Raw genomic sequence first — 17,746 nt, 5'->3', positions numbered from 1 at the left:
TTTTTATATTTGTGATATCAATGAAAATTTCGATAAGGCAAAATTAGAGGATTATGAAATAGCTAATGGAATGACTCCTATATGGGTAGATATTAAAGAAGCAATAAATCATAATAAGAAGGTAATTGAGAGAAACGAAAAGTCTAAAGGAGTATATATTGAAAGAGAAACCCTAGTTCTTGAACTTGTTGCTAAGGAACTACTAAAACTTAAAAAACATAAAACAGTGTAAAAATTTTAATAAAATTTCTAAAAAGTGGTTGACAAAAAGGCAAATAGGTAATATATTACTTATGTAGGTAACGTATTACCTATTTAATTTTCGGAAAAGATAGGTGTAGACATATGAATAAGACTGAAGAATTGTATAAACAAAAGCAAATATTTGGTGGACTATTTTTAATCTCAAATAAACTTCAAGTTATACTAGATAAATCATTGGCTATGCATGACATGACAGCTAAGCAATGGTTTCTTACTGCAGTAATAGAAGAATTTTTCGAGAGTCCACCAACATTGAGTGAGGTGGCAAAGATTATTGGTAGCTCAAGACAGAATATAAAGCAAATAGCCTTAAAGCTTGAAGAAAAGGGTTTTTTAAATCTTGAAAAGGATGAAAAGGACAAAAGAGCCATAAGACTTAGACTAACAAATAAAAGTTATGAATTTTGGAAAGGTTTACAGGATGAGAGTAATAAATTTTTAGAAGAGCTGTTTATAGATTTAAATCAAGAGGAATTAAATGCAATGTTGATCGGAATCTTTAAGCTCTCGGAAAAAATAAAATGTTTAGAAGATGTTGAGGAGGTAAGTGAATGAAAACTTTAATTGTTTATTCGACTAAGTATGGATGCACTGAAAAATGCGCTAAAAAACTATCTGAAAAACTAAAAGGTTCTATTGATTTAGTTAATTTGAAGGAAGGTAAAAAAATAGATATATCTTTGTATGATAAAGTAATAATCGGTGGGTCAATATATATTGGTAAAATCCAAAATGAAGTAGTTAATTTTTGCAAAGATAATTTACAAAAGCTAATTTCTAAAAAAATTGGGTTATTTGTATGTAGTATGAGAGAAGGAGAGTCTATAGAAGAGCAGATTAGAGCCTCATTCCCTCAAGAACTTAGATTAAATGCAGTAGCAATAGAAAATTTTGGTGGTGAATTTATATTTAATAAGATGGGATTTTTAGATAAGTTGATAACAAAAAAAGTTGTAAAAATAGATAAAGATACATCAAATATTTTAGAAGATAATATTAATAACTTTGCTCAATTAATGAATAGTTAATTAAATGATTTTGAGGAGGTAGACACGGTAAAAATGAAAAGTAGTAAAAGTATAATTATTTTGGTGACTAGTATAATTCTACTTGGTATTGTGGCTACGACGGTAGGCATATTTTCAAGTTCAGGGCCAGGGCCCATTGAATTTGAGTCTATACATGGAAATATAGTAACAATGTATGGAAAAGGAATTTATAAATATATGTCATCTACTGCTGCGCCACAAGGAATAGCTCAAGATTATGTAACATTAACAATAGGTATACCCCTTTTAATTGCAAGTCTAATATTAGCTATTAAAGGGTCTATACGGGGTAAAATTCTTTTGACAGGTACATTGGGTTATTTTCTTGTGACTTATTTATTTTATTTAGTTATGGCTATGTATAACCAATTATTTTTAGTGTATGTGGCTCTTACATTTGCAAGTTTTTATAGCTTTTTAATTTGCATATTATCATTTAGATATAACGACTTAAACACCATGTTTAAAAAAGAATTACCAGTAAAATTTATAGGTGGTTTCCTTATTACAAACTCTATAGCTATAGGATTTTTATGGTTAAGTAGAATTGTCGGCCCGTTGCTAAAAGGAACTTATCCTATAGAGCTAGAGCACTATACTACACTTATAGTTCAAGGTCTTGATTTGTCTATATTATTGCCTGCGGCATTTTTATCAGGGCTATTAATTATTAAGAAAGATAAATTAGGATATTTATTTGCGCCTATATATATAGTGTTCTTATCAATATTAATGACTTCATTAACGGGGAAAATACTAGGGCAGCTACTTATAGGTGTTGACGTTGGACCAGTAATCTATATTATACCTTCAATAAACCTTATAAGTTGGGTTTGTACGGTGTTATTTTTAAGAAAGGTTAATAATCAAGAGATACTTTTAAAAAAAATAGTTTAAATTTAATGGAAGAGGTGTTATTTTGAAAGGTAAACTTAAAAAGGTTATTATAGGGTTTTTAGTAGTAATAATACTTATTGGTTCGGTATTTTATTTAGGTTTAAAAAATAAGTTAGATGAATTTTCTAGAGAAGTAAGTAAAATAGAAGTTAATAATATTGACTCTTCGAAACTAAGTGACGGGGAATATACAGGAAAATATTATTTTAATGAATTTGTAGGAGCAACGGTTAAAGTTACTATAGAGAATAGTAAAATTATAGATATACAAATGTTAGACCATAAAAATGGAAAGGGAAAGAAAGCAGAGGAGATATTAAATAGTGTAATTAATGCCCAAAGTCTAGAAGTAGACACTATAACCGGAGCGACTGGAAGTAGTATTATGATACTAAAGGCTATTGAGGATGCATTGAATTAATCTGGTTTTACAAAACAAAAAAATATTATATATCAATCTTACGCTTTTACAACTAAACCTCAATTCTTATTAAAGAAATTGAGGTTTAACTTATTCATAAATAGATAAACATGTTATTTATTATTTTTTGAAGTTCTTACGTAGTATTCTATTCTGCCATTTATCCATTCATCTACATTATTTATATATGGTTTAAGGAATTCTAAATCCTTATCGTTTGCTATGCTTAGTATTCTATTTTTAGTCTCGAAAAATGCTTCCTCTTTATCCTGTTGAAGAAATGAATTAGACTGCTTTAGTTTTTCTACAAAGGATTTGTTGGTTATCATAACACTCAATTTTATTGTATCGTTAAGTTGATTGAGCGTTTCATTTGCTTTTTCTGAGTTATTTACAAATTTACTTTCACGGTATAAAGAGGATAATAGATTCAATCCGAAAGTAACCAAAACTAAAATAGATCCTATAATTACTATAGTTGAAACATTATATATAAAACTAATCATTATTCATTAACTCCTTTCTTAGGCGGCTTATGAGGGCGAAAACCATAGCTTTGCTGGCTGGTTCATCTAATGTGGACGTATGGTCTGTATTTAGTAAACCAGCATCAAATAATTCATCGTGATAATGCTTTGCCCAATGAACAGGTTGTATTACAGGAGGGTTTTTGGGAATATTAGGTAAATACTTCTCTAAAATTGTCTTTTGAAGCTCCACAATTCTTTCACCATAACCGACTCCCGGTACTGCCCATTTACCATTTAAATCTTCCCAGTTTGGAGCGCTTCCTCTAATAACTAGTGCAAATCTAGTGTTGTATAGTGTACGTCCAGTAGGAAGGGGTTTTGTTGAAGCATATGCATAAAGGTGTTGCAGATGAGCTTCAACTCCAACTGAAATAGTTGTGAAGGATAAACCTGGATTGCTTGCTCCTGTTGCACCTAAACCTGCAAAATTATTTTGATGTGGCTTAACAACTCCTGTGAATTTTAACCAACCGGTTTCGTGTAAACATTGGATAAATGCCAAGTCTGCTTTTATACCGTAAATTGGAGCTATATTGTAATAAATATCAACTATGTCAAGAATAGCTTGGTTATTGGCTGCTTTCAGGGCGGATTTTAACTGAGAAGGTCTAAGTATCGATTCTCCTAAAATACTCGTTTTATTATTTGCTAATGGAGAAGCGTATTTACTAATTGCTAAAGCCACAGCAGATGTAAGACGCTTTTGCCATTCAGGATCTGTTAGCATTTTAAAATCATCTTTATTATCCATAAAGCCGAACTCTACAATAAGTGTTTCGACTTGAGGATATGTTAATCTAATTATATAGTAGTAGTCTTGTTCAACACTTGATGGTAAAGTACTTTTTCTACTAAAAGCCCTTCTAATTGGAAAATTAGTCTTTTTAACTTCCTCTAATATTAATTTTGCTAGTTTACCGTCTGTGTGTATGCTATGAATAACTTCGAATCCACTGGCACTACCATTGAAAGCATTGTTATGACACGAAATACATAACTTTGCACCTGACTTTTTTATTAAATCAGTTAATTCGTTTGGTGTATAATTTTTATCATTAATCAATGATTTATCTACTTCAAAGTTTAGTTGCTGAAGTTGACTAGCTAATAAGTTTGTAAAAATAATATTTAAATCCTTTTCTTTAACTCCGAATGCAACTGCACCTGGATCGCTACCACCATGACCTGAATCTATTATTACCTTCATAATATTCCCTCCAGTTCACTACTATGGAAGGTATGAGGACTAATAAATTGAGAGTTTAAGAAAAATGAAATTTTATTTTCTAGCCATGTATCTAAATCTCTATACTTATTCTCTAGTTCATGAGCAATTGCCTCACCAATAAGGTTTTTTGACTTTTCTTTTATCATTGTAAAGGCAGTATTTATTTCTTCTGGTGAAAGTTTATTATTCCTTCTAAGAATATCATCAATATATGTTTGATATACAGTGTAGATTGAGGTAACAATAGCTGTTTCTGCTATTAAGGTATATTTAGCTAAAGTATCACTATCGAGTTTACTAGTTATTTCTTCTGTATATTTATTTAAAACTGAAACAATATACCCTGAGTTTATAGGTTCAAAAACTAAAAAGATAATAAAACACTTGAATTTCAGGTGTTTTTTTATTGGAAATTTTGGAAATAATCGTTGTGTACTTCGATGTACTGTGATATAATAAAAGAGGGTGATTTTATGTTTATTAGAGTGACTAAGAGTCCTACAGCTAAGTATAAAAAAGTATATCTTGTTGAAGGCTACCGTGACGAAAATGGTAAATCTAAACAAAGAATTATTAAATGCTATGGCAATCTTGAAGAATTAGAGGCTAATGATCCGGATATTCTACAAAAGCTAAAAGATTCTGCTAAATTGATAACTAAAAACCAAGTAAATCTAACATTGAACCTTAGTGATAGTAACGATGATATGGAAATTGATAAGAACTATGGCTACTTTTTTCTTGAAAGACTCTATAATGAGCTTAGTTTACCTCAGTTTTTTAAATCACAAATGCGTAAAAGAAAGCATGTTTTTGACTTGAATGAAGTTTTTCAATTGCTTCTATATGGAAGAATTCTGAAACCTGCTAGTAAAAAATCAACATTTGAAAATAAAGATGAGTATTTCGAATCTTTTAAAGTAACTATAAATTCTATTTACGAGTCTCTCTCTCTAATGAAGGATATTAAAGAAGACCTACAACAACATCTTCATCAACAAGTTTCACAGATCCACGGTAGAGATACTTCACTTGTTTTCTTTGATGTAACTAACTATTACTTTGAATCAGACTTAGAAAATAATCTTAAAAAGTTGGTATCTCTAAACAAAAAAGAACAACGCCAATCGTACAAATGAGTCTAGCAATTGATAGAGCAGGCCTACCTGTTGGGTATGATCTTTTTTCTGGTAATACCCATGATAGTACAATGCTTATTCCTGCCTTAAAGAATATGAAAAATAGATATGCTCTTGAGAGAGTAATTCTAACAGCAGACAAAGCTCTAAATAGTGGTAAAAACCTAGCTTTTCTTGTAGAAAACAATGATGGTTACATAGTTTCACAAAAGGTAAGAGGTGCCTCTAAGACATTTATAAAAGAAATTCTTAAAGATGAAGGCTACGTTTATAACTCTACTAAAACTTTTAAGATTAAATCTTTCTTCAGGGAAAGAAAAACTAATAACGAAAATGGTGAGGAAATTACACTCAAAGAAAAAGTTGTATCTTTCTGGGTCACGATTATGATGCTAGAGAAAAACACAAAAGAGAAAAATTAGAAGAAAAAAATTCAAGAGTATCTTGAAAATCCTTCGAAATATAAAGCTTCTAATCGTTATGGTGTAAAAAAGTATTTAAAAGAAATAGAGATAGATACTTTTACAGGTGAAGTGGAAGATAAAAAAACGCTCTTAGAGTTTGAAGTCGCTAAGTACGAAAGAGATGTGGCCTTAGATGGGTATTATGCTCTTGTTACCAGTGAGCTTGAAATGCCTGATGAAGAAATAATTGAAAGGTATAGAGGTCTTTGGAAGATAGAAGAATCTTTTAAAGTTTTAAAGTCAGATTTAGAAGGTCGTCCTGTCTATGTTCGAAGAGAGGATAGAATAGAAGGACATTTTCTTATTTGTTTCGTAGCATTATTAATTTCGAGAATTTTAGAGAATAAACTCAAAAACAAATACTCTATTAAACGAATACAAGAGTCTCTTAGAAATGCGACGTGTAGATTTATTACCAATGGAATCTACTCACTTAATAAACAAGATGAAATTTATAGAGATATCGAAAAATTATTTGGTGTTTCTCTAAATTACAGAAATATAAGAATCGAGCAAATTCGTTCTTATAGGAAAGAAATAGTTCACAACATAAAAAAATAAAAACAAATCAGCTATGACCTAGTATTTTTAAGGTGTTTAGCTGATTTTTTGTTCTTGCAACCTATAAACTCAGGAGGTAACAATAGCTGTTTCTGCTATTAAGGTATATTTAGCTAAAGTATCACTATCGAGTTTACTAGTTATTTCTTCTGTATATTTATTTAAAACTGAAACAATATACGTTGTAATTATAGGGATTACAGGGATTACTAAACCTCTAATGATTGTGCCAAGTAGCTCGTTAAATAATGTAGCCTCATTCATTAAATTCACTCCAATCATTTCTTTTTCACTAAATAATATGTACAGTATATACATTGGTTCCTGTTTAATATATATGTTAGTAAGTAACTCTTTATAATAAAGGATATTTTGTGTGAGAATAGAAGTACTGCTAGTATATACTAACAGTATTTTATAATCTAGAATTTGGTTTAGAGAAAATAAAAATATATTAAATAGAATGGTAAATTGCTATTTTCTTGAAAGGTAATATGCGTATTCTATAGGTCGTATATAAGCATTATCATGTTGTTTTTTATTTTTTAGAAATTTGTAAATTTTCTTTTGAGGTTGACCATTAATTTCTATAATTTTTAAGTCACCTGTACTACTTATTCCGTAGTCAACACTAAGCTCGCCTATATGTCCAAAACTAGACTCTAGTGTTTTAGCAACTTGAATGCTAAGTTTTTTTAGTTTTAATATGGTCTTTACCTTATCAATACTATTAAATTCGTCTAAAATGTCTTCAGTTAGTACTACTTTTTCATATAAACTAGTATTATTAAAAAACTTATTAGTGACTCTACTAACTATGCTCGTTACTTCCCAATTACCATTTATATTTTTCTGTATAAGAACTCTTATATCAAAGTAACCTTTGTTTAGGCTTACCATAGGAATTTCTTGTTGTACAATAAATTCTTTCTTGCCAACAAGTTCAGTTAACATTCTGTTTAACTCATTATTATTTTTAAAGGTTTCTTTTGCTCTAGTTGAATGATAATAAAGATTTATTAATCTATCTGAAGTCATAGATAATTTATAAACATTTTCACCCAATTGACCATATGAAGGCTTTAGGTATATGGAAGTATATTTCATGAGAATATCTATAATATTAATTTCTTTTAGGAGATAAGTTTTAGGTAAATATTCTTCAAAACCTTTATCTTTAAGGGTATTGTAAACTTTCCACTTACTAAATTTACTTATATAGTTAAAGCATTTATTTAAACCTATATATTTTTCAAACCTTTTCATTAAATTGCTATTAGTTGTACTTAATCTATTATATACCACCCTCGGAAAAGGAAGGGTTATTTCAACTTGTTCACCATTAATAAATGTTATACCATTAATATTATTTTTTTCCCAGTCAATATTTTTAGAGTTAAATACAATTAAAGTAAATTTCTGATTGTTAATAAATGGGGTATAGGCCTGAATATATTCTTTTCGAGATTCTTTTGGTGAAATTAAAATACCTATTATAGGATTTTTTATTTTAGTTTTACTCATATATTCACCTGCTTATTAAAATATGAGTGATAATATTCACTCATATTAGTAAATATTATCACTCGTTAACTTAATTAATAACTATATTTTGTATTAATTAAACTCCATGTGGTGGTGGTAAGTCTGTATCTCCAATGAAATCTACCTCAGTAGGAGTTAAGTTTCTAATTGTACATATCTTATCACAACAAATATTGGTTAGTCGCCCAGGTTGTTGTTCTAACTGGATAATCGCATCCGTTACATTTTCGATAGTTCCAGTCAGCATACCTTGGCAAACTGTATTTATTTGTACTTTTGCTTCTAAATCTATGCCTAATAATAAATCGTTACAGGTACATCCAAGTCTACCCATTTAATATTTCCCCCTTAAATGTAATTATCTTTACTGCACTATATATTATTCTAGTTATATAAAATGGTGATACAGGACCTACAAAATATATTATTAATAGTAGGTTGTATAATTGATTTTACATAAAAATACTAACGAACTGAATATAAATAGGAGAATTGACTACGGGCAGATTTGCATTTATAGTTAGCTTACCCTTTTCAATTACGTAGTTTAGCTTAGGTTGAAGTATTCCGTTAATATAGAGGTTAATATAGGTGGATTCATTCGGATCTAGAATTCCTTTCTCACCATAAACTAAAATTTCATCATCATCACAATAAATCTTTTTATTTGTCGCATATGTGTTATATTGATAAGTTACAGCCTTTAATAAATTATTGTTGTGATCTTTTATAATAAATGATTCTAAAGTTATGGGCACGCCAGATATTGGAATATCATCAGTAGTCAATATTAAAATTCCTAGGTTGATTTTGTAATTTGATACTGGCTGTAAAACACCATTAATATAGAGATTTTGTAATGTAGATTGACTAGGGTCTATTATTCCATTAGAACCATATTCAATTAATTCATCATCACTTGTAAATTCAAAGGTTTCTCCATCAGAAACTGTGTTATAGTGTAAATGCTCTATCGATAACTCTGGGGTTTTGGAGTTAAATAAGCCAGTAACTTGAAAAGTTAAAATAGCTGTAGATACGGAGTATAGCGTCCCTATTTTCCAATTTAATTTGTTGTTTTCTATATAGGCATCACCATGAGATACACTTTCTATTGTAATACTATTTAAGTCGTCTAAATATAGGGTGTCAGTAACAACAATCCTTCCTACAGGGCCATATCCATTATTAGTAACTCTAATTTCAACTTTCCATGAATATATTTCTCCAGCATAAATTTCTATAGGACCTGATATAATGTTTTTTTGAATAGATAAATTGCCGAAAATAGAATCACATGTACATGTAAATTCTTTTAAACGACTGGATTTAAATTCATTGTACTTAATAGAAACCTTATATTCCTCAGCTAAGGGTGGTTCTGTAATGGATTTAAAGGCAGGAATTGTCATTTGTACTGTACTTACTACTTGTATTAAAATTGCAATACCAACACTAGCCTTTAATTGTCTATCTGATGTAGTATAATAATCTAAAAGTTTTGTATTTGTTTTAATACTAATATTATATAAAAACTCGTCCCTAGCCTCTGGCATGTAAAGAATTATATCCTTAGAAATTTCCGGCAAAAACCCGTTTAATACATTGCCATTTACTGAATGTACTTCATAGGGAATTATAAAAAGAAATTTTACACGCTTAAAGTTACTATTATTAGTATTATTTACTTCTAAGCTATTCTCAACTATATACCCAGGCTTAAAAAGGATATTATTAAAAACCAAATCTCCTAAATCTAAAGGGACATTAGTAAGACACTCTTTTTGTCTACATTGGGAATAAATTTTATCGGCTAATATACAGACATCTTCTATTATCAGATTCTGTACATTAATCAATGGACCGGATACTATATTTGAAGTAATACAATTATCTGTATGTGAATTTAAAGATAAAGCAATTCCCCTACCTATAGAACGTAGTCCTGTGGATAGAAATAACCCATGCAATTTGATAGTGACAGATTCTGATTCCCCGGGCTTTAAATCTTTAATATTCCACGTTATTATTTCATCTGAAACTGTAATATCATCACGAGAACAATTAGTACAACTAACACTATCAATTTTGTCTAATAAAATTTGATAGGTAACCATTATATTATTCAGTTTAATCATCATTGGATTAGTTATTTTTAATGTTACATACCACGTATTAAACCTATTATAAATGGAGAATAAATCACCAGTAATGAACTTCTGTAGTATTATTCTATTATTTATTGGTTTACTTACTGGATGAACAACAGCATTGATATCTCTTAATGGTCCAACTGTAACAATAGCTTCGTTACAATATGCTGTGGCTGTAGCTTCTCCTAAGTTTATTTGGCCTTTAAAAGTAAAGGTACCTGTAACTTCATAAATTAGTATCACTGTCTCAAAACTTTCAATGTCTGATATTTGCCATAGTAGGTTGTTCTTGTCCAAGGTTAATTTACCCTTTGAAATATTAATAATCTTAACATTTTTTATATAATTTAAAGATATGCTATCAACAAGTCTAAATTCTGATATAAGCTCATTACTGAAGTTTACTGCCTTTATTTCAATTTTCCAAGTGTATAGTTTTTTTGCATTTACTTCAATTGGACCGGAAATTATATTTTTAAATATATCTAAACCTTTATCTACCAAAACAGGGCTGCAAGTAGCAATTTGTGATTGTACTGATCTTAAAGGACTATTCCCCATGGCCATGGATTTAATAACATATCGGTTACCAACTGTACTAAATTTACCAACTAATTTAAAATTCAGTGTAGCATAATCTCCAGTATTTAAAGTTCCTATATCCCAATTTATTTTATTTTCATTTAAAAATAGGCTCCCATTAGATGACTGTAAGTTAGTTATACTTAAAACCTCTTCTAAAAGTATAGTATTAGTAACTTCTATATTATCCACTGGCTCATCGTATAAATTAGTAACTTTCACACTAAATTCCCAGGTTTGTATGCTGTTTGCAATTACTGATTTTTCACCATAAATATTAAATATTTCTACTTTCAGTAGAGAAGAATGATATTTGTTAGAGGCAAGTACTATAATATTTTCGTCAATAACCTGGCCATCTGAAATAAATCCAGAAGGGATGCTACCTTCAACTTCTGCACTATTAATATTTACTAAAGAATCATCAACAAAGGTAATAAATGAAAGAATAATTGAGACTCCAATTGGAGGGATATCTTCGGTTTCAAGTGAAAGTAGTCCTTCTTCAACTGTATAGTTTACCTTTGGCTGCAGAACTCCATTAATGAACAGGTTATAGAAGGAGACCTTTTCAGGGTCAAGTATACCCTGATTGCCATATTCAATAAGTTCATCCTCATTTGTATAAGTTCTTTTTTTTCCATCTGATATAGTATTATATTGATAAACCACAGCGTTTAAAAGCTCCTTAGAAGAATTGTTTATAATATTTGTGGGGTCGTTTTTTTTCATGAGGACCACTCCAAAAAAATCTATGTTCTTTTCTAAAATATATTATGAATGTTATTTACATATGTTCAATAAATAAAAGACCAGACATGAGAGTAGAGATTTATAAAATTACTAAAGGATGTGCTAAGGCACATCCTTTGATAATATTTATCCCTATGATATTATCGTAGTATCTGATTCAGGATCGAAGTTAGTCACGACAAGTACAATTGGTGCATTTTCAGGAATACCTGTGGCATCCGTTACAACAACATTATTTTCTGTAACAGTATATAAACCTTCTTGTTGCAAAACACCATTTATTAATAGCATATAGTATCCATTGTCTGCTACTGCAGTAGGAATTGTAACAACCGCATCGCCACTATCATCTACAAAAGATGCTGCTACAATGGTTAAAGTTCCATTATCCACGTCCCCCGTATTTAATTGATAGAAAAATCTTTGGACATTGGGTTTTGTTGTTGTCGTTGTTTGTGCGTCTATAACAAGCTTAAATAAACTTGCAGGCATATAAATTTACCCCCTAATAGTTTTTCAACTAAATAGAAATAAATATCTATTTGTTCGGTACAGTATATTACTACACATAGTAATTTGTCACATAAAGCTGAACATAAAAAAATATTTTTAGTATTGGAATATTAAATACTTACAAGTAGAAAGCGGGGGGCATTATGACAACGAAGCTGTATAAGGCAGTTTTTCAATCACAAAATATTAATATTGATAACTTACCAGTAACAGCATACAATGATTTGCGTGTCGCAACATTAACTCTTTTAGCTTCCTGGACATTTGCTTATACAATAAATACTGATATAGTTATTCCAGAAACTTCGGGAGCTAGTGCTTCTGTAACACAGAATAACTCCAAAGGGATTTTACAGACTGGTACATTATCAAATTCTATGGCTAGAATAAAATCAAGAAAGTTTAGTATTTATGCACCTGGGATGGGGCTTTTAGTTAACTTTACCGCAACTTTTACACAAGGTGTTACTGGTAGCACTCAATCCATAGGTTTAGGAGATGAGTTGGACGGTCTATTTTTTTGGATATAATGGTTCTACATTCGGAGTTCTTAGAAGACAAAATGGAGCTAATTATTGGACTCCACAAACAGACTGGAATGGTGATAAGCTTGATGGGACTGGTGAAAGCAATATGAATCTTAACACTACTCTGGGGAATATTTATGCTATAGAATTCCAATGGTTAGGTTATGGGATAATTAAGTTTTTTGTTGTGAATCAGTATACTGGGAAATTGATAAATGTACATACGATTGAATATCCTAATACATCTTTAGATCCGCATATTATGTCACCTAATCTACCGTTAATGGCAGAAGTTAGAAATACGTCTAACGAAAGCAATGTTAAAGTTGAGACTCCCTGTGCAATTGTTCACCTGGAAGGAAATTTGAATTCTGCGGTTACTACGACTAATGCCATGTTTAGTAATAAGACTATTGTAGCAAATGTACCTACTAATATGTTAACTGTTAGAAATAAGACTCTCATTAGTGGAAAAACGAATAGAGTTCCCGTTGAGTTAACTCTGATTTCAAATTCAAGTGAAGGGAATAGACCAGTTTGAATTAGGCTAATTAGAAATGGAACAATAATTGGTACTTCGTACACTGACATAAATGCAACTAATAGTGTAATAGAATATGATACTGCCGGTACATATGTAGCAGATACTGGAAAGTTTTTGCTTGGTAATACTTTAGCTAAATCAGACGCTTTTACTCTGCTTCTACAAGATATAGATGTATTTTTAGAGTCCGGATATTCTATAAGCGTAGTAGCAATTTCTTCTCAGACGTGTGAGGTTTCTGTACAGCTTTCGTGGAAAGAATATTATTAGTTAACAAAGCGTCCAGTAAGTTTGAAAAATGAAGGACGCTCCTGAGTTTAGAACTTAGAGGCGAATAAAACGGTATAAACGTTAATATATAAACATTTATACCGCTTTATACTTGTCCTATTATTTAAGATTTACTGATAAATCAAGTTTTGTGCAAGCTCTGAACTTCGTTAATGTCATATTACTTTTTAGTGTAGATAATTTTAGTATCTCAGCTAAGACAAGATAAGATTGAGAAATTCGTGTAGGTGTGACAACAACTTTTGGAAACTTGCCTTGAACCAAGACTAGTGGTTCTCTTATCGCTTCCATAATTTCAGCCACTGACACCTGCCTACCTTGTTCACTTGATAAAAGGTATTGCATATATCGTAAAATACATAAACATAGAAAGCACATTGTAAAATGCCCTTTAATATGATTATCACTCCACACGAATACTGGACGAGCTCTTAGGTCTGTCTTTAATATACGAAAGCTTTCTTCTATTTTCCAAAGTCCCCCGTATATTTTCATTACTTCTTCTGTACTTAACTCTAGGTTGTTTGTTATTATTGCATAATAACCATCATAGCGTGATGCTTCATTTATTTTATTTTCATCTAATTTCCAGCCCTCTGTATCTAATTCCATTTCAAGATATTGATTACATCCTCTTCTTAGAGCTGCTTTTAATTGGTATGGCTTATCCAATTTCTTTTTTAATTTTTCAAGCATTCTTTCTCTATCTTGGTTATCTTTTTTAGCGCGTTTAGACGACCATGTCAGATGAATCTTTACTGGTATTTCTTCAATTCTATATTTTTTAGGCCTACCCCGTTTGCCAATTTCTGAAATTTCATCTTCTTTTAGAGGAACTTTAACTTCTATATTTTGATTAACAACCTTACTGCGATATATGATTTCACCACTCATTGGATCTGTAGTGTTATTCCAGTTACTTTCATCCCAAACCATTTCTTTGAATCGTTCTTTAGAACGTTTCAAAGTATAACTAATTACAAAGTCTTGTCCACCTTTGATAAGGTATTCTAAGTTACTTCCACTATTAAGTCCTCTATCTGCTACCACGGTAATCTTCTCTAACCCATATAACTTTTTTAGTTTTTCAACAGATTGTACTAAAGTATTTTGGTCCATTGTGTTCCCTGGAAAAAGCTCAAATGTTATTGGAATGCCGTTATTATCCATCAAAAGCCCCATTACTACTTGAACTTCATTATTTTTATGATCTTTTGAAAATCCAAACATTCTAAGTTCGCCCCATTTGGTACTTTCGAAGGAATATGTCGTTACATCATAGTAAGCTTCAGACTCTTTTCGGTTCGTTTTCTTTTGAAAAAAGTCTGCTAAATGGGCTACCACAGCTTCTTTTTGGTCAGCAAGAACGTCTAAAACATCATAAAATATATCGTTTCCCAGAATTGGTACTCCAGCATAACGTTTTTGCTCTGAAGCCGCTAGATTAATGCTTGATGGGTGTGCGCAGCGATGAGCAATTAAATAATAAAGTGCTTGGGCCACAGTCTTTGCATTGCGCTTTCCAGAACTAACTTCAAAGAAGTTATCAAGGGCCATATTACTCCATAGTTGGTTGATTAGTGCATGACCGAAGTTATAGGAAGGAACAACATCAGTAGGAGACAAAATATCCATAACGGGTACTTCAAGAGCTAAAGGTGCAGTAGAAGTTTTCTTTGCCTTAGTAATTTCAAATTTGCTTCGGCTTTTAATTTTGCAATAATATCTGGATCTTCTGCAAGCATACGTTCATAGTTGCCAATAGTTTTTACAACATGAGTTTTCTTGCGATTAGTTCCCGGAATGCGAGTATCTTCTCTAAATTGAATTACACGAGCCTTTCCTGAACCTGTTATTGCAACGTACATAACCTGTTCCCCCTGAATAATTATTTATATTCCTATTATACCATTTTTAAGTATAAATGGAAAGAAAATAATAGGAAATAACAGGACAAAATATATTAAAATTTTACAAATAAAAAGATCTCTGAAAACCGCTTCATTAGCAATCCTCAGAGATTCCTATTAAATTTAATGGGCATAATATCTTCTAAAGTCAGGATCTACCGTTAATGGCAGAAGTTAGAAATACGTCTAACGAAAGCAATGTTAAAGTTGAGACTCCCTGTGCAATTGTTCACCTGGAAGGAAATTTGAATTCTGCGGTTACTACGACTAATGCCATGTTTAGTAATAAGACTATTGTAGCAAATGTACCTACTAATATGTTAACTGTTAGAAATAAGACTCTCATTAGTGGAAAAACGAATAGAGTTCCCGTTGAGTTAACTCTGATTTCAAATTCAAGTGAAGGGAATAGACCAGTTTGAATTAGGCTAATTAGAAATGGAACAATAATTGGTACTTCGTACACTGACATAAATGCAACTAATAGTGTAATAGAATATGATACTGCCGGTACATATGTAGCAGATACTGGAAAGTTTTTGCTTGGTAATACTTTAGCTAAATCAGACGCTTTTACTCTGCTTCTACAAGATATAGATGTATTTTTAGAGTCCGGATATTCTATAAGCGTAGTAGCAATTTCTTCTCAGACGTGTGAGGTTTCTGTACAGCTTTCGTGGAAAGAATATTATTAGTTAACAAAGCGTCCAGTAAGTTTGAAAAATGAAGGACGCTTTTGCTTTAACTATATACAATTGAGTTCGATTATTTTTAAAATAACTTCAACTGCTTTACTCATTGAGCTAATGGGGATAAATTCAAATTTTCCATGAAAATTATGTCCCCCAGTAAATATATTTGGACAAGGTAAACCCATGTAAGACAATCTAGCCCCATCTGTTCCACCACGGACTGGTGTAATCATAGGTTCAACACCAACCTCTTCCATAGCTTTTTTGGCTAGTTCAACAATTTCAAATACAGGTTCAATTTTCTCCTTCATATTATAATATTGATCTTTTAAAACCAGATGAATTGTTCCTTCACCGTATTTCTTATTTAGAAATGAAACAGCTTCTGTTATTATTGATTTTTTCTTTTCAAAGAGATACTTATTATGGTCTCTAATTATATATTTAAGTGTAGTTTCTTCTACGTTACCATTGAAGTCGTTTAAGTGAAAGAATCCCTCATAGTTTTCCGTATGTTCTGGTTTTTCATTTTGAGGTAACATGTTCGCAAGCTCCATTGCTATTGAAATTGAGTTTTTCATTTTATTTTTGGAAGATCCAGGGTGGACATTTCTACCTTTAATTATTATTTTTGCACCTGCAGCATTAAAATTTTCATATTCTAGCTCACCAATTGGACCACCATCTATTGTATAGGCAAAATCTGCATTAAATTTTTTAACGTCAAATAAATCTGCTCCTCGCCCTATTTCCTCATCAGGGGTAAAAGCAATTTTCACAGTTCCATGCTTTATTTCTGGTTTCATAATCAAATATTCCATTGCTGTAATTATTTCTGCAATTCCTGCCTTGTTATCAGCACCTAATAGGGTTGTTCCGTCTGTTGTAATTAAGGTATCGCCTATATAGTTTTTTAAATCAGGAAAATCACTTGGAGATAGAATTATATTTTTCTCCTTATTTAATTCTATATCTCCTCCATTATAGCTTTCAATAAATTGAGGTTTAACATTTTCACCTGATATATCAGGACTTGTATCCATATGAGCAATAAAACCAATAGTAGGGCAGGCTTTTTCTATGTTTGATGGAAGAGTAGCCATAACATAACCGTTAGTATCCATCGAAACATCTGATAGCCCAAGTCTTTTTAATTCATTAACTAATTCTTTACCTAAATTTAATTGATTGTTTGTACTAGGACATGATTGAGATTCAGGATCAGATTTAGTGTCAAACTTTACATACCTTATAAATCTCTCTACAACATTATTCATAATTCCCACTCCTTTAAGTAGCTTATATCTACAAATCCAAACTTTCTTTGTAAGCTTGTTAGATATAATTGTGACTGTTTTTTTTCAAAAATACGTCTCCAGCCATTGTATATTCTTCATCGCTCTCAATATTACTTAGAGAAATTTCATCTTTATTCTCTGTAAACCTATATAGCAGGGCTGTCTCTGAATTCGTTGGTAGTACAGCTATGTATTTTTGTGGACTAATTTCAAAAATATCTATAACATCGCATTCAAGTTTAGAATCATCTTGCAAAGTAAGATAGATTTTCCTTTTTTCTTTCTTATGATCATGATCATTACAAGTACCCTGTGAACAATTTCCCATAGTTACTCTCCTTTTGTATAGCGTTTTTCTTAATTATTGCCTTTAGCCTATCAATAA

At 30.9% G+C, this 17,746-nt stretch carries 23 protein-coding genes; 11 read left to right on the top strand and 12 right to left on the bottom strand.

Translation table 11 applies throughout. The features are described 5' to 3' along the window. Positions 1 to 70: 70 nt before the first annotated feature. The 5 genes from HZR23_RS15925 to HZR23_RS15905 all read left to right on the top strand — a co-directional run bounded on the left by HZR23_RS15925 (position 71) and on the right by HZR23_RS15905 (position 2,631). The gene (locus tag HZR23_RS15925) at positions 71 to 232 is read left to right on the top strand and encodes a hypothetical protein (protein ID WP_165913806.1); all 162 of its coding nucleotides are present in this window, start codon (positions 71 to 73) and stop codon (positions 230 to 232) included. A 113-nt stretch (positions 233 to 345) separates the two neighbouring features. Further along, entirely contained in the window at positions 346 to 819 is a 474-nt protein-coding gene (locus tag HZR23_RS15920) for a MarR family winged helix-turn-helix transcriptional regulator (RefSeq protein WP_132849875.1), read from the top strand. Next, the gene (locus tag HZR23_RS15915; protein ID WP_132849876.1) at positions 816 to 1,292 is read left to right on the top strand and encodes a flavodoxin domain-containing protein; all 477 of its coding nucleotides are present in this window, start codon (positions 816 to 818) and stop codon (positions 1,290 to 1,292) included. The genes HZR23_RS15920 and HZR23_RS15915 overlap by 4 nt, the downstream gene beginning before the upstream one ends. A gap of 33 nt (positions 1,293 to 1,325) precedes the next feature. Next, positions 1,326 to 2,210 carry a hypothetical protein gene (locus tag HZR23_RS15910; RefSeq protein ID WP_132849877.1) on the top strand — a complete coding sequence of 295 codons (885 nt, stop codon included), beginning with the start codon at positions 1,326 to 1,328 and terminating at the stop codon, positions 2,208 to 2,210. A 22-nt stretch (positions 2,211 to 2,232) separates the two neighbouring features. Beyond that, positions 2,233 to 2,631, top strand: a complete 399-nt coding sequence (locus HZR23_RS15905; RefSeq protein ID WP_132849878.1) for an FMN-binding protein — start codon at positions 2,233 to 2,235, stop codon at positions 2,629 to 2,631. 113 nt (positions 2,632 to 2,744) lie between these two features. Here HZR23_RS15905 and HZR23_RS15900 read toward each other — a convergent pair whose 3' ends face one another. From HZR23_RS15900 to HZR23_RS15890, 3 genes are read right to left on the bottom strand one after another with little or no spacing between them, the layout of a single operon-like run. Then, complete coding sequence (locus HZR23_RS15900; protein WP_132849879.1) at positions 2,745 to 3,137, bottom strand: hypothetical protein; 393 nt, start codon at positions 3,135 to 3,137, stop codon at positions 2,745 to 2,747. Further along, on the bottom strand, positions 3,130 to 4,368 hold the full coding sequence (locus HZR23_RS15895; RefSeq protein WP_207667953.1) for an N-acetylmuramoyl-L-alanine amidase: 1,239 nt from the start codon (positions 4,366 to 4,368) through the stop codon (positions 3,130 to 3,132). The genes HZR23_RS15900 and HZR23_RS15895 overlap by 8 nt, the downstream gene beginning before the upstream one ends. Further along, a complete protein-coding gene (locus HZR23_RS15890) occupies positions 4,365 to 4,535 on the bottom strand; it encodes a hypothetical protein (RefSeq protein ID WP_213050283.1) in 171 nt (56 codons plus the stop codon). Before HZR23_RS15890 ends, HZR23_RS15895 begins: the two co-directional genes overlap by 4 nt. 294 nt (positions 4,536 to 4,829) lie before the next feature. Between HZR23_RS15890 and HZR23_RS15885 the strand changes: the two genes are divergently transcribed. The 3 genes from HZR23_RS15885 to HZR23_RS15875 are packed head-to-tail and all read left to right on the top strand — an operon-like array spanning position 4,830 to position 6,553. Continuing rightward, positions 4,830 to 5,528: a hypothetical protein gene (locus HZR23_RS15885; protein ID WP_213050213.1), complete on the top strand. Its 699-nt coding sequence runs from the start codon at positions 4,830 to 4,832 to the stop codon at positions 5,526 to 5,528. Beyond that, positions 5,525 to 5,950, top strand: a complete 426-nt coding sequence (locus tag HZR23_RS15880) for a transposase (protein ID WP_213050282.1) — start codon at positions 5,525 to 5,527, stop codon at positions 5,948 to 5,950. The genes HZR23_RS15885 and HZR23_RS15880 overlap by 4 nt, the downstream gene beginning before the upstream one ends. Before the next feature lie 9 nt (positions 5,951 to 5,959). Then, complete coding sequence (locus HZR23_RS15875; RefSeq protein WP_249536768.1) at positions 5,960 to 6,553, top strand: IS1634 family transposase; 594 nt, start codon at positions 5,960 to 5,962, stop codon at positions 6,551 to 6,553. A 69-nt stretch (positions 6,554 to 6,622) separates the two neighbouring features. Here HZR23_RS15875 and HZR23_RS15870 read toward each other — a convergent pair whose 3' ends face one another. The 5 genes from HZR23_RS15870 to HZR23_RS15850 all read right to left on the bottom strand — a co-directional run bounded on the left by HZR23_RS15870 (position 6,623) and on the right by HZR23_RS15850 (position 12,078). After that, a complete protein-coding gene (locus tag HZR23_RS15870; RefSeq protein ID WP_213050281.1) occupies positions 6,623 to 6,817 on the bottom strand; it encodes a hypothetical protein in 195 nt (64 codons plus the stop codon). Positions 6,818 to 7,027: 210 nt separating this feature from the next. Next, the gene (locus HZR23_RS15865) at positions 7,028 to 8,077 is read right to left on the bottom strand and encodes a YheC/YheD family protein (RefSeq protein ID WP_132849850.1); all 1,050 of its coding nucleotides are present in this window, start codon (positions 8,075 to 8,077) and stop codon (positions 7,028 to 7,030) included. A 97-nt stretch (positions 8,078 to 8,174) separates the two neighbouring features. Further along, entirely contained in the window at positions 8,175 to 8,432 is a 258-nt protein-coding gene (locus HZR23_RS15860; protein ID WP_132849849.1) for a DUF6897 domain-containing protein, read from the bottom strand. A 118-nt stretch (positions 8,433 to 8,550) separates the two neighbouring features. After that, positions 8,551 to 11,565 (bottom strand): DUF4183 domain-containing protein, encoded by a 3,015-nt coding sequence (locus HZR23_RS15855; RefSeq protein WP_132849848.1) that lies wholly within the window; start codon positions 11,563 to 11,565, stop codon positions 8,551 to 8,553. A 153-nt stretch (positions 11,566 to 11,718) separates the two neighbouring features. Next, positions 11,719 to 12,078 carry a DUF4183 domain-containing protein gene (locus tag HZR23_RS15850; RefSeq protein WP_132849847.1) on the bottom strand — a complete coding sequence of 120 codons (360 nt, stop codon included), beginning with the start codon at positions 12,076 to 12,078 and terminating at the stop codon, positions 11,719 to 11,721. Between the two features lie 164 nt (positions 12,079 to 12,242). On the opposite strand from HZR23_RS15850, the gene HZR23_RS15845 reads away from it, so the two are divergent. Together HZR23_RS15845 and HZR23_RS15840 are read left to right on the top strand one after the other, a co-directional pair. Further along, the gene (locus HZR23_RS15845) at positions 12,243 to 12,629 is read left to right on the top strand and encodes a hypothetical protein (protein WP_132849846.1); all 387 of its coding nucleotides are present in this window, start codon (positions 12,243 to 12,245) and stop codon (positions 12,627 to 12,629) included. Beyond that, complete coding sequence (locus HZR23_RS15840) at positions 12,598 to 13,167, top strand: hypothetical protein (RefSeq protein WP_213050280.1); 570 nt, start codon at positions 12,598 to 12,600, stop codon at positions 13,165 to 13,167. The genes HZR23_RS15845 and HZR23_RS15840 overlap by 32 nt, the downstream gene beginning before the upstream one ends. A 393-nt stretch (positions 13,168 to 13,560) precedes the next feature. On the opposite strand, the gene HZR23_RS15835 is transcribed toward HZR23_RS15840, so the two are convergent. Further along, positions 13,561 to 15,096: an IS1634 family transposase gene (locus HZR23_RS15835; protein ID WP_249536701.1), complete on the bottom strand. Its 1,536-nt coding sequence runs from the start codon at positions 15,094 to 15,096 to the stop codon at positions 13,561 to 13,563. A 17-nt stretch (positions 15,097 to 15,113) separates the two neighbouring features. Continuing rightward, positions 15,114 to 15,329: a hypothetical protein gene (locus HZR23_RS17410; protein ID WP_249536655.1), complete on the bottom strand. Its 216-nt coding sequence runs from the start codon at positions 15,327 to 15,329 to the stop codon at positions 15,114 to 15,116. Positions 15,330 to 15,535: 206 nt separating this feature from the next. On the opposite strand from HZR23_RS17410, the gene HZR23_RS15830 reads away from it, so the two are divergent. Further along, entirely contained in the window at positions 15,536 to 15,793 is a 258-nt protein-coding gene (locus tag HZR23_RS15830) for a hypothetical protein (RefSeq protein ID WP_213050279.1), read from the top strand. 323 nt (positions 15,794 to 16,116) lie between these two features. Here the strand turns inward: HZR23_RS15830 and pepT are convergent, their stop codons facing one another. Both pepT and HZR23_RS15820 read right to left on the bottom strand, forming a co-directional pair. Next, the gene (gene pepT, locus HZR23_RS15825) at positions 16,117 to 17,340 is read right to left on the bottom strand and encodes a peptidase T (RefSeq protein WP_132849659.1); all 1,224 of its coding nucleotides are present in this window, start codon (positions 17,338 to 17,340) and stop codon (positions 16,117 to 16,119) included. Positions 17,341 to 17,398: 58 nt separating this feature from the next. Then, on the bottom strand, positions 17,399 to 17,689 hold the full coding sequence (locus HZR23_RS15820; RefSeq protein WP_132849660.1) for a DUF1292 domain-containing protein: 291 nt from the start codon (positions 17,687 to 17,689) through the stop codon (positions 17,399 to 17,401). Positions 17,690 to 17,746: the final 57 nt, after the last annotated feature.

The organism is Serpentinicella alkaliphila (assembly GCF_018141405.1).
Taxonomy (GTDB): Bacteria; Bacillota; Clostridia; order Peptostreptococcales; family Natronincolaceae; genus Serpentinicella; species Serpentinicella alkaliphila.
Note: the sequence above shows the minus strand (reverse complement) of the source record. Positions and strands in the feature narration are given on the sequence as shown.

Coding starts and splice junctions, on each gene's coding strand:
- HZR23_RS15845 (WP_132849846.1), top strand. CDS start 12,243: ATGACAACGAAGCTGTATAAGGCAGTTTTTCAATCACAAAATATTAAT.
- HZR23_RS15885 (WP_213050213.1), top strand. CDS start 4,830: ATGTACTGTGATATAATAAAAGAGGGTGATTTTATGTTTATTAGAGTG.
- HZR23_RS15830 (WP_213050279.1), top strand. CDS start 15,536: ATGGCAGAAGTTAGAAATACGTCTAACGAAAGCAATGTTAAAGTTGAG.
- HZR23_RS15855 (WP_132849848.1), bottom strand. CDS start 11,565: ATGAAAAAAAACGACCCCACAAATATTATAAACAATTCTTCTAAGGAG.
- HZR23_RS15820 (WP_132849660.1), bottom strand. CDS start 17,689: ATGGGAAATTGTTCACAGGGTACTTGTAATGATCATGATCATAAGAAA.
- pepT (WP_132849659.1), bottom strand. CDS start 17,340: ATGAATAATGTTGTAGAGAGATTTATAAGGTATGTAAAGTTTGACACT.
- HZR23_RS15870 (WP_213050281.1), bottom strand. CDS start 6,817: ATGAATGAGGCTACATTATTTAACGAGCTACTTGGCACAATCATTAGA.
- HZR23_RS17410 (WP_249536655.1), bottom strand. CDS start 15,329: ATGTACGTTGCAATAACAGGTTCAGGAAAGGCTCGTGTAATTCAATTT.
- HZR23_RS15925 (WP_165913806.1), top strand. CDS start 71: ATGACTCCTATATGGGTAGATATTAAAGAAGCAATAAATCATAATAAG.
- HZR23_RS15920 (WP_132849875.1), top strand. CDS start 346: ATGAATAAGACTGAAGAATTGTATAAACAAAAGCAAATATTTGGTGGA.
- HZR23_RS15840 (WP_213050280.1), top strand. CDS start 12,598: ATGAGTTGGACGGTCTATTTTTTTGGATATAATGGTTCTACATTCGGA.
- HZR23_RS15890 (WP_213050283.1), bottom strand. CDS start 4,535: ATGATAAAAGAAAAGTCAAAAAACCTTATTGGTGAGGCAATTGCTCAT.
- HZR23_RS15910 (WP_132849877.1), top strand. CDS start 1,326: ATGAAAAGTAGTAAAAGTATAATTATTTTGGTGACTAGTATAATTCTA.
- HZR23_RS15880 (WP_213050282.1), top strand. CDS start 5,525: ATGAGTCTAGCAATTGATAGAGCAGGCCTACCTGTTGGGTATGATCTT.
- HZR23_RS15915 (WP_132849876.1), top strand. CDS start 816: ATGAAAACTTTAATTGTTTATTCGACTAAGTATGGATGCACTGAAAAA.
- HZR23_RS15900 (WP_132849879.1), bottom strand. CDS start 3,137: ATGATTAGTTTTATATATAATGTTTCAACTATAGTAATTATAGGATCT.
- HZR23_RS15860 (WP_132849849.1), bottom strand. CDS start 8,432: ATGGGTAGACTTGGATGTACCTGTAACGATTTATTATTAGGCATAGAT.
- HZR23_RS15895 (WP_207667953.1), bottom strand. CDS start 4,368: ATGAAGGTAATAATAGATTCAGGTCATGGTGGTAGCGATCCAGGTGCA.
- HZR23_RS15850 (WP_132849847.1), bottom strand. CDS start 12,078: ATGCCTGCAAGTTTATTTAAGCTTGTTATAGACGCACAAACAACGACA.
- HZR23_RS15835 (WP_249536701.1), bottom strand. CDS start 15,096: ATGGATATTTTGTCTCCTACTGATGTTGTTCCTTCCTATAACTTCGGT.
- HZR23_RS15865 (WP_132849850.1), bottom strand. CDS start 8,077: ATGAGTAAAACTAAAATAAAAAATCCTATAATAGGTATTTTAATTTCA.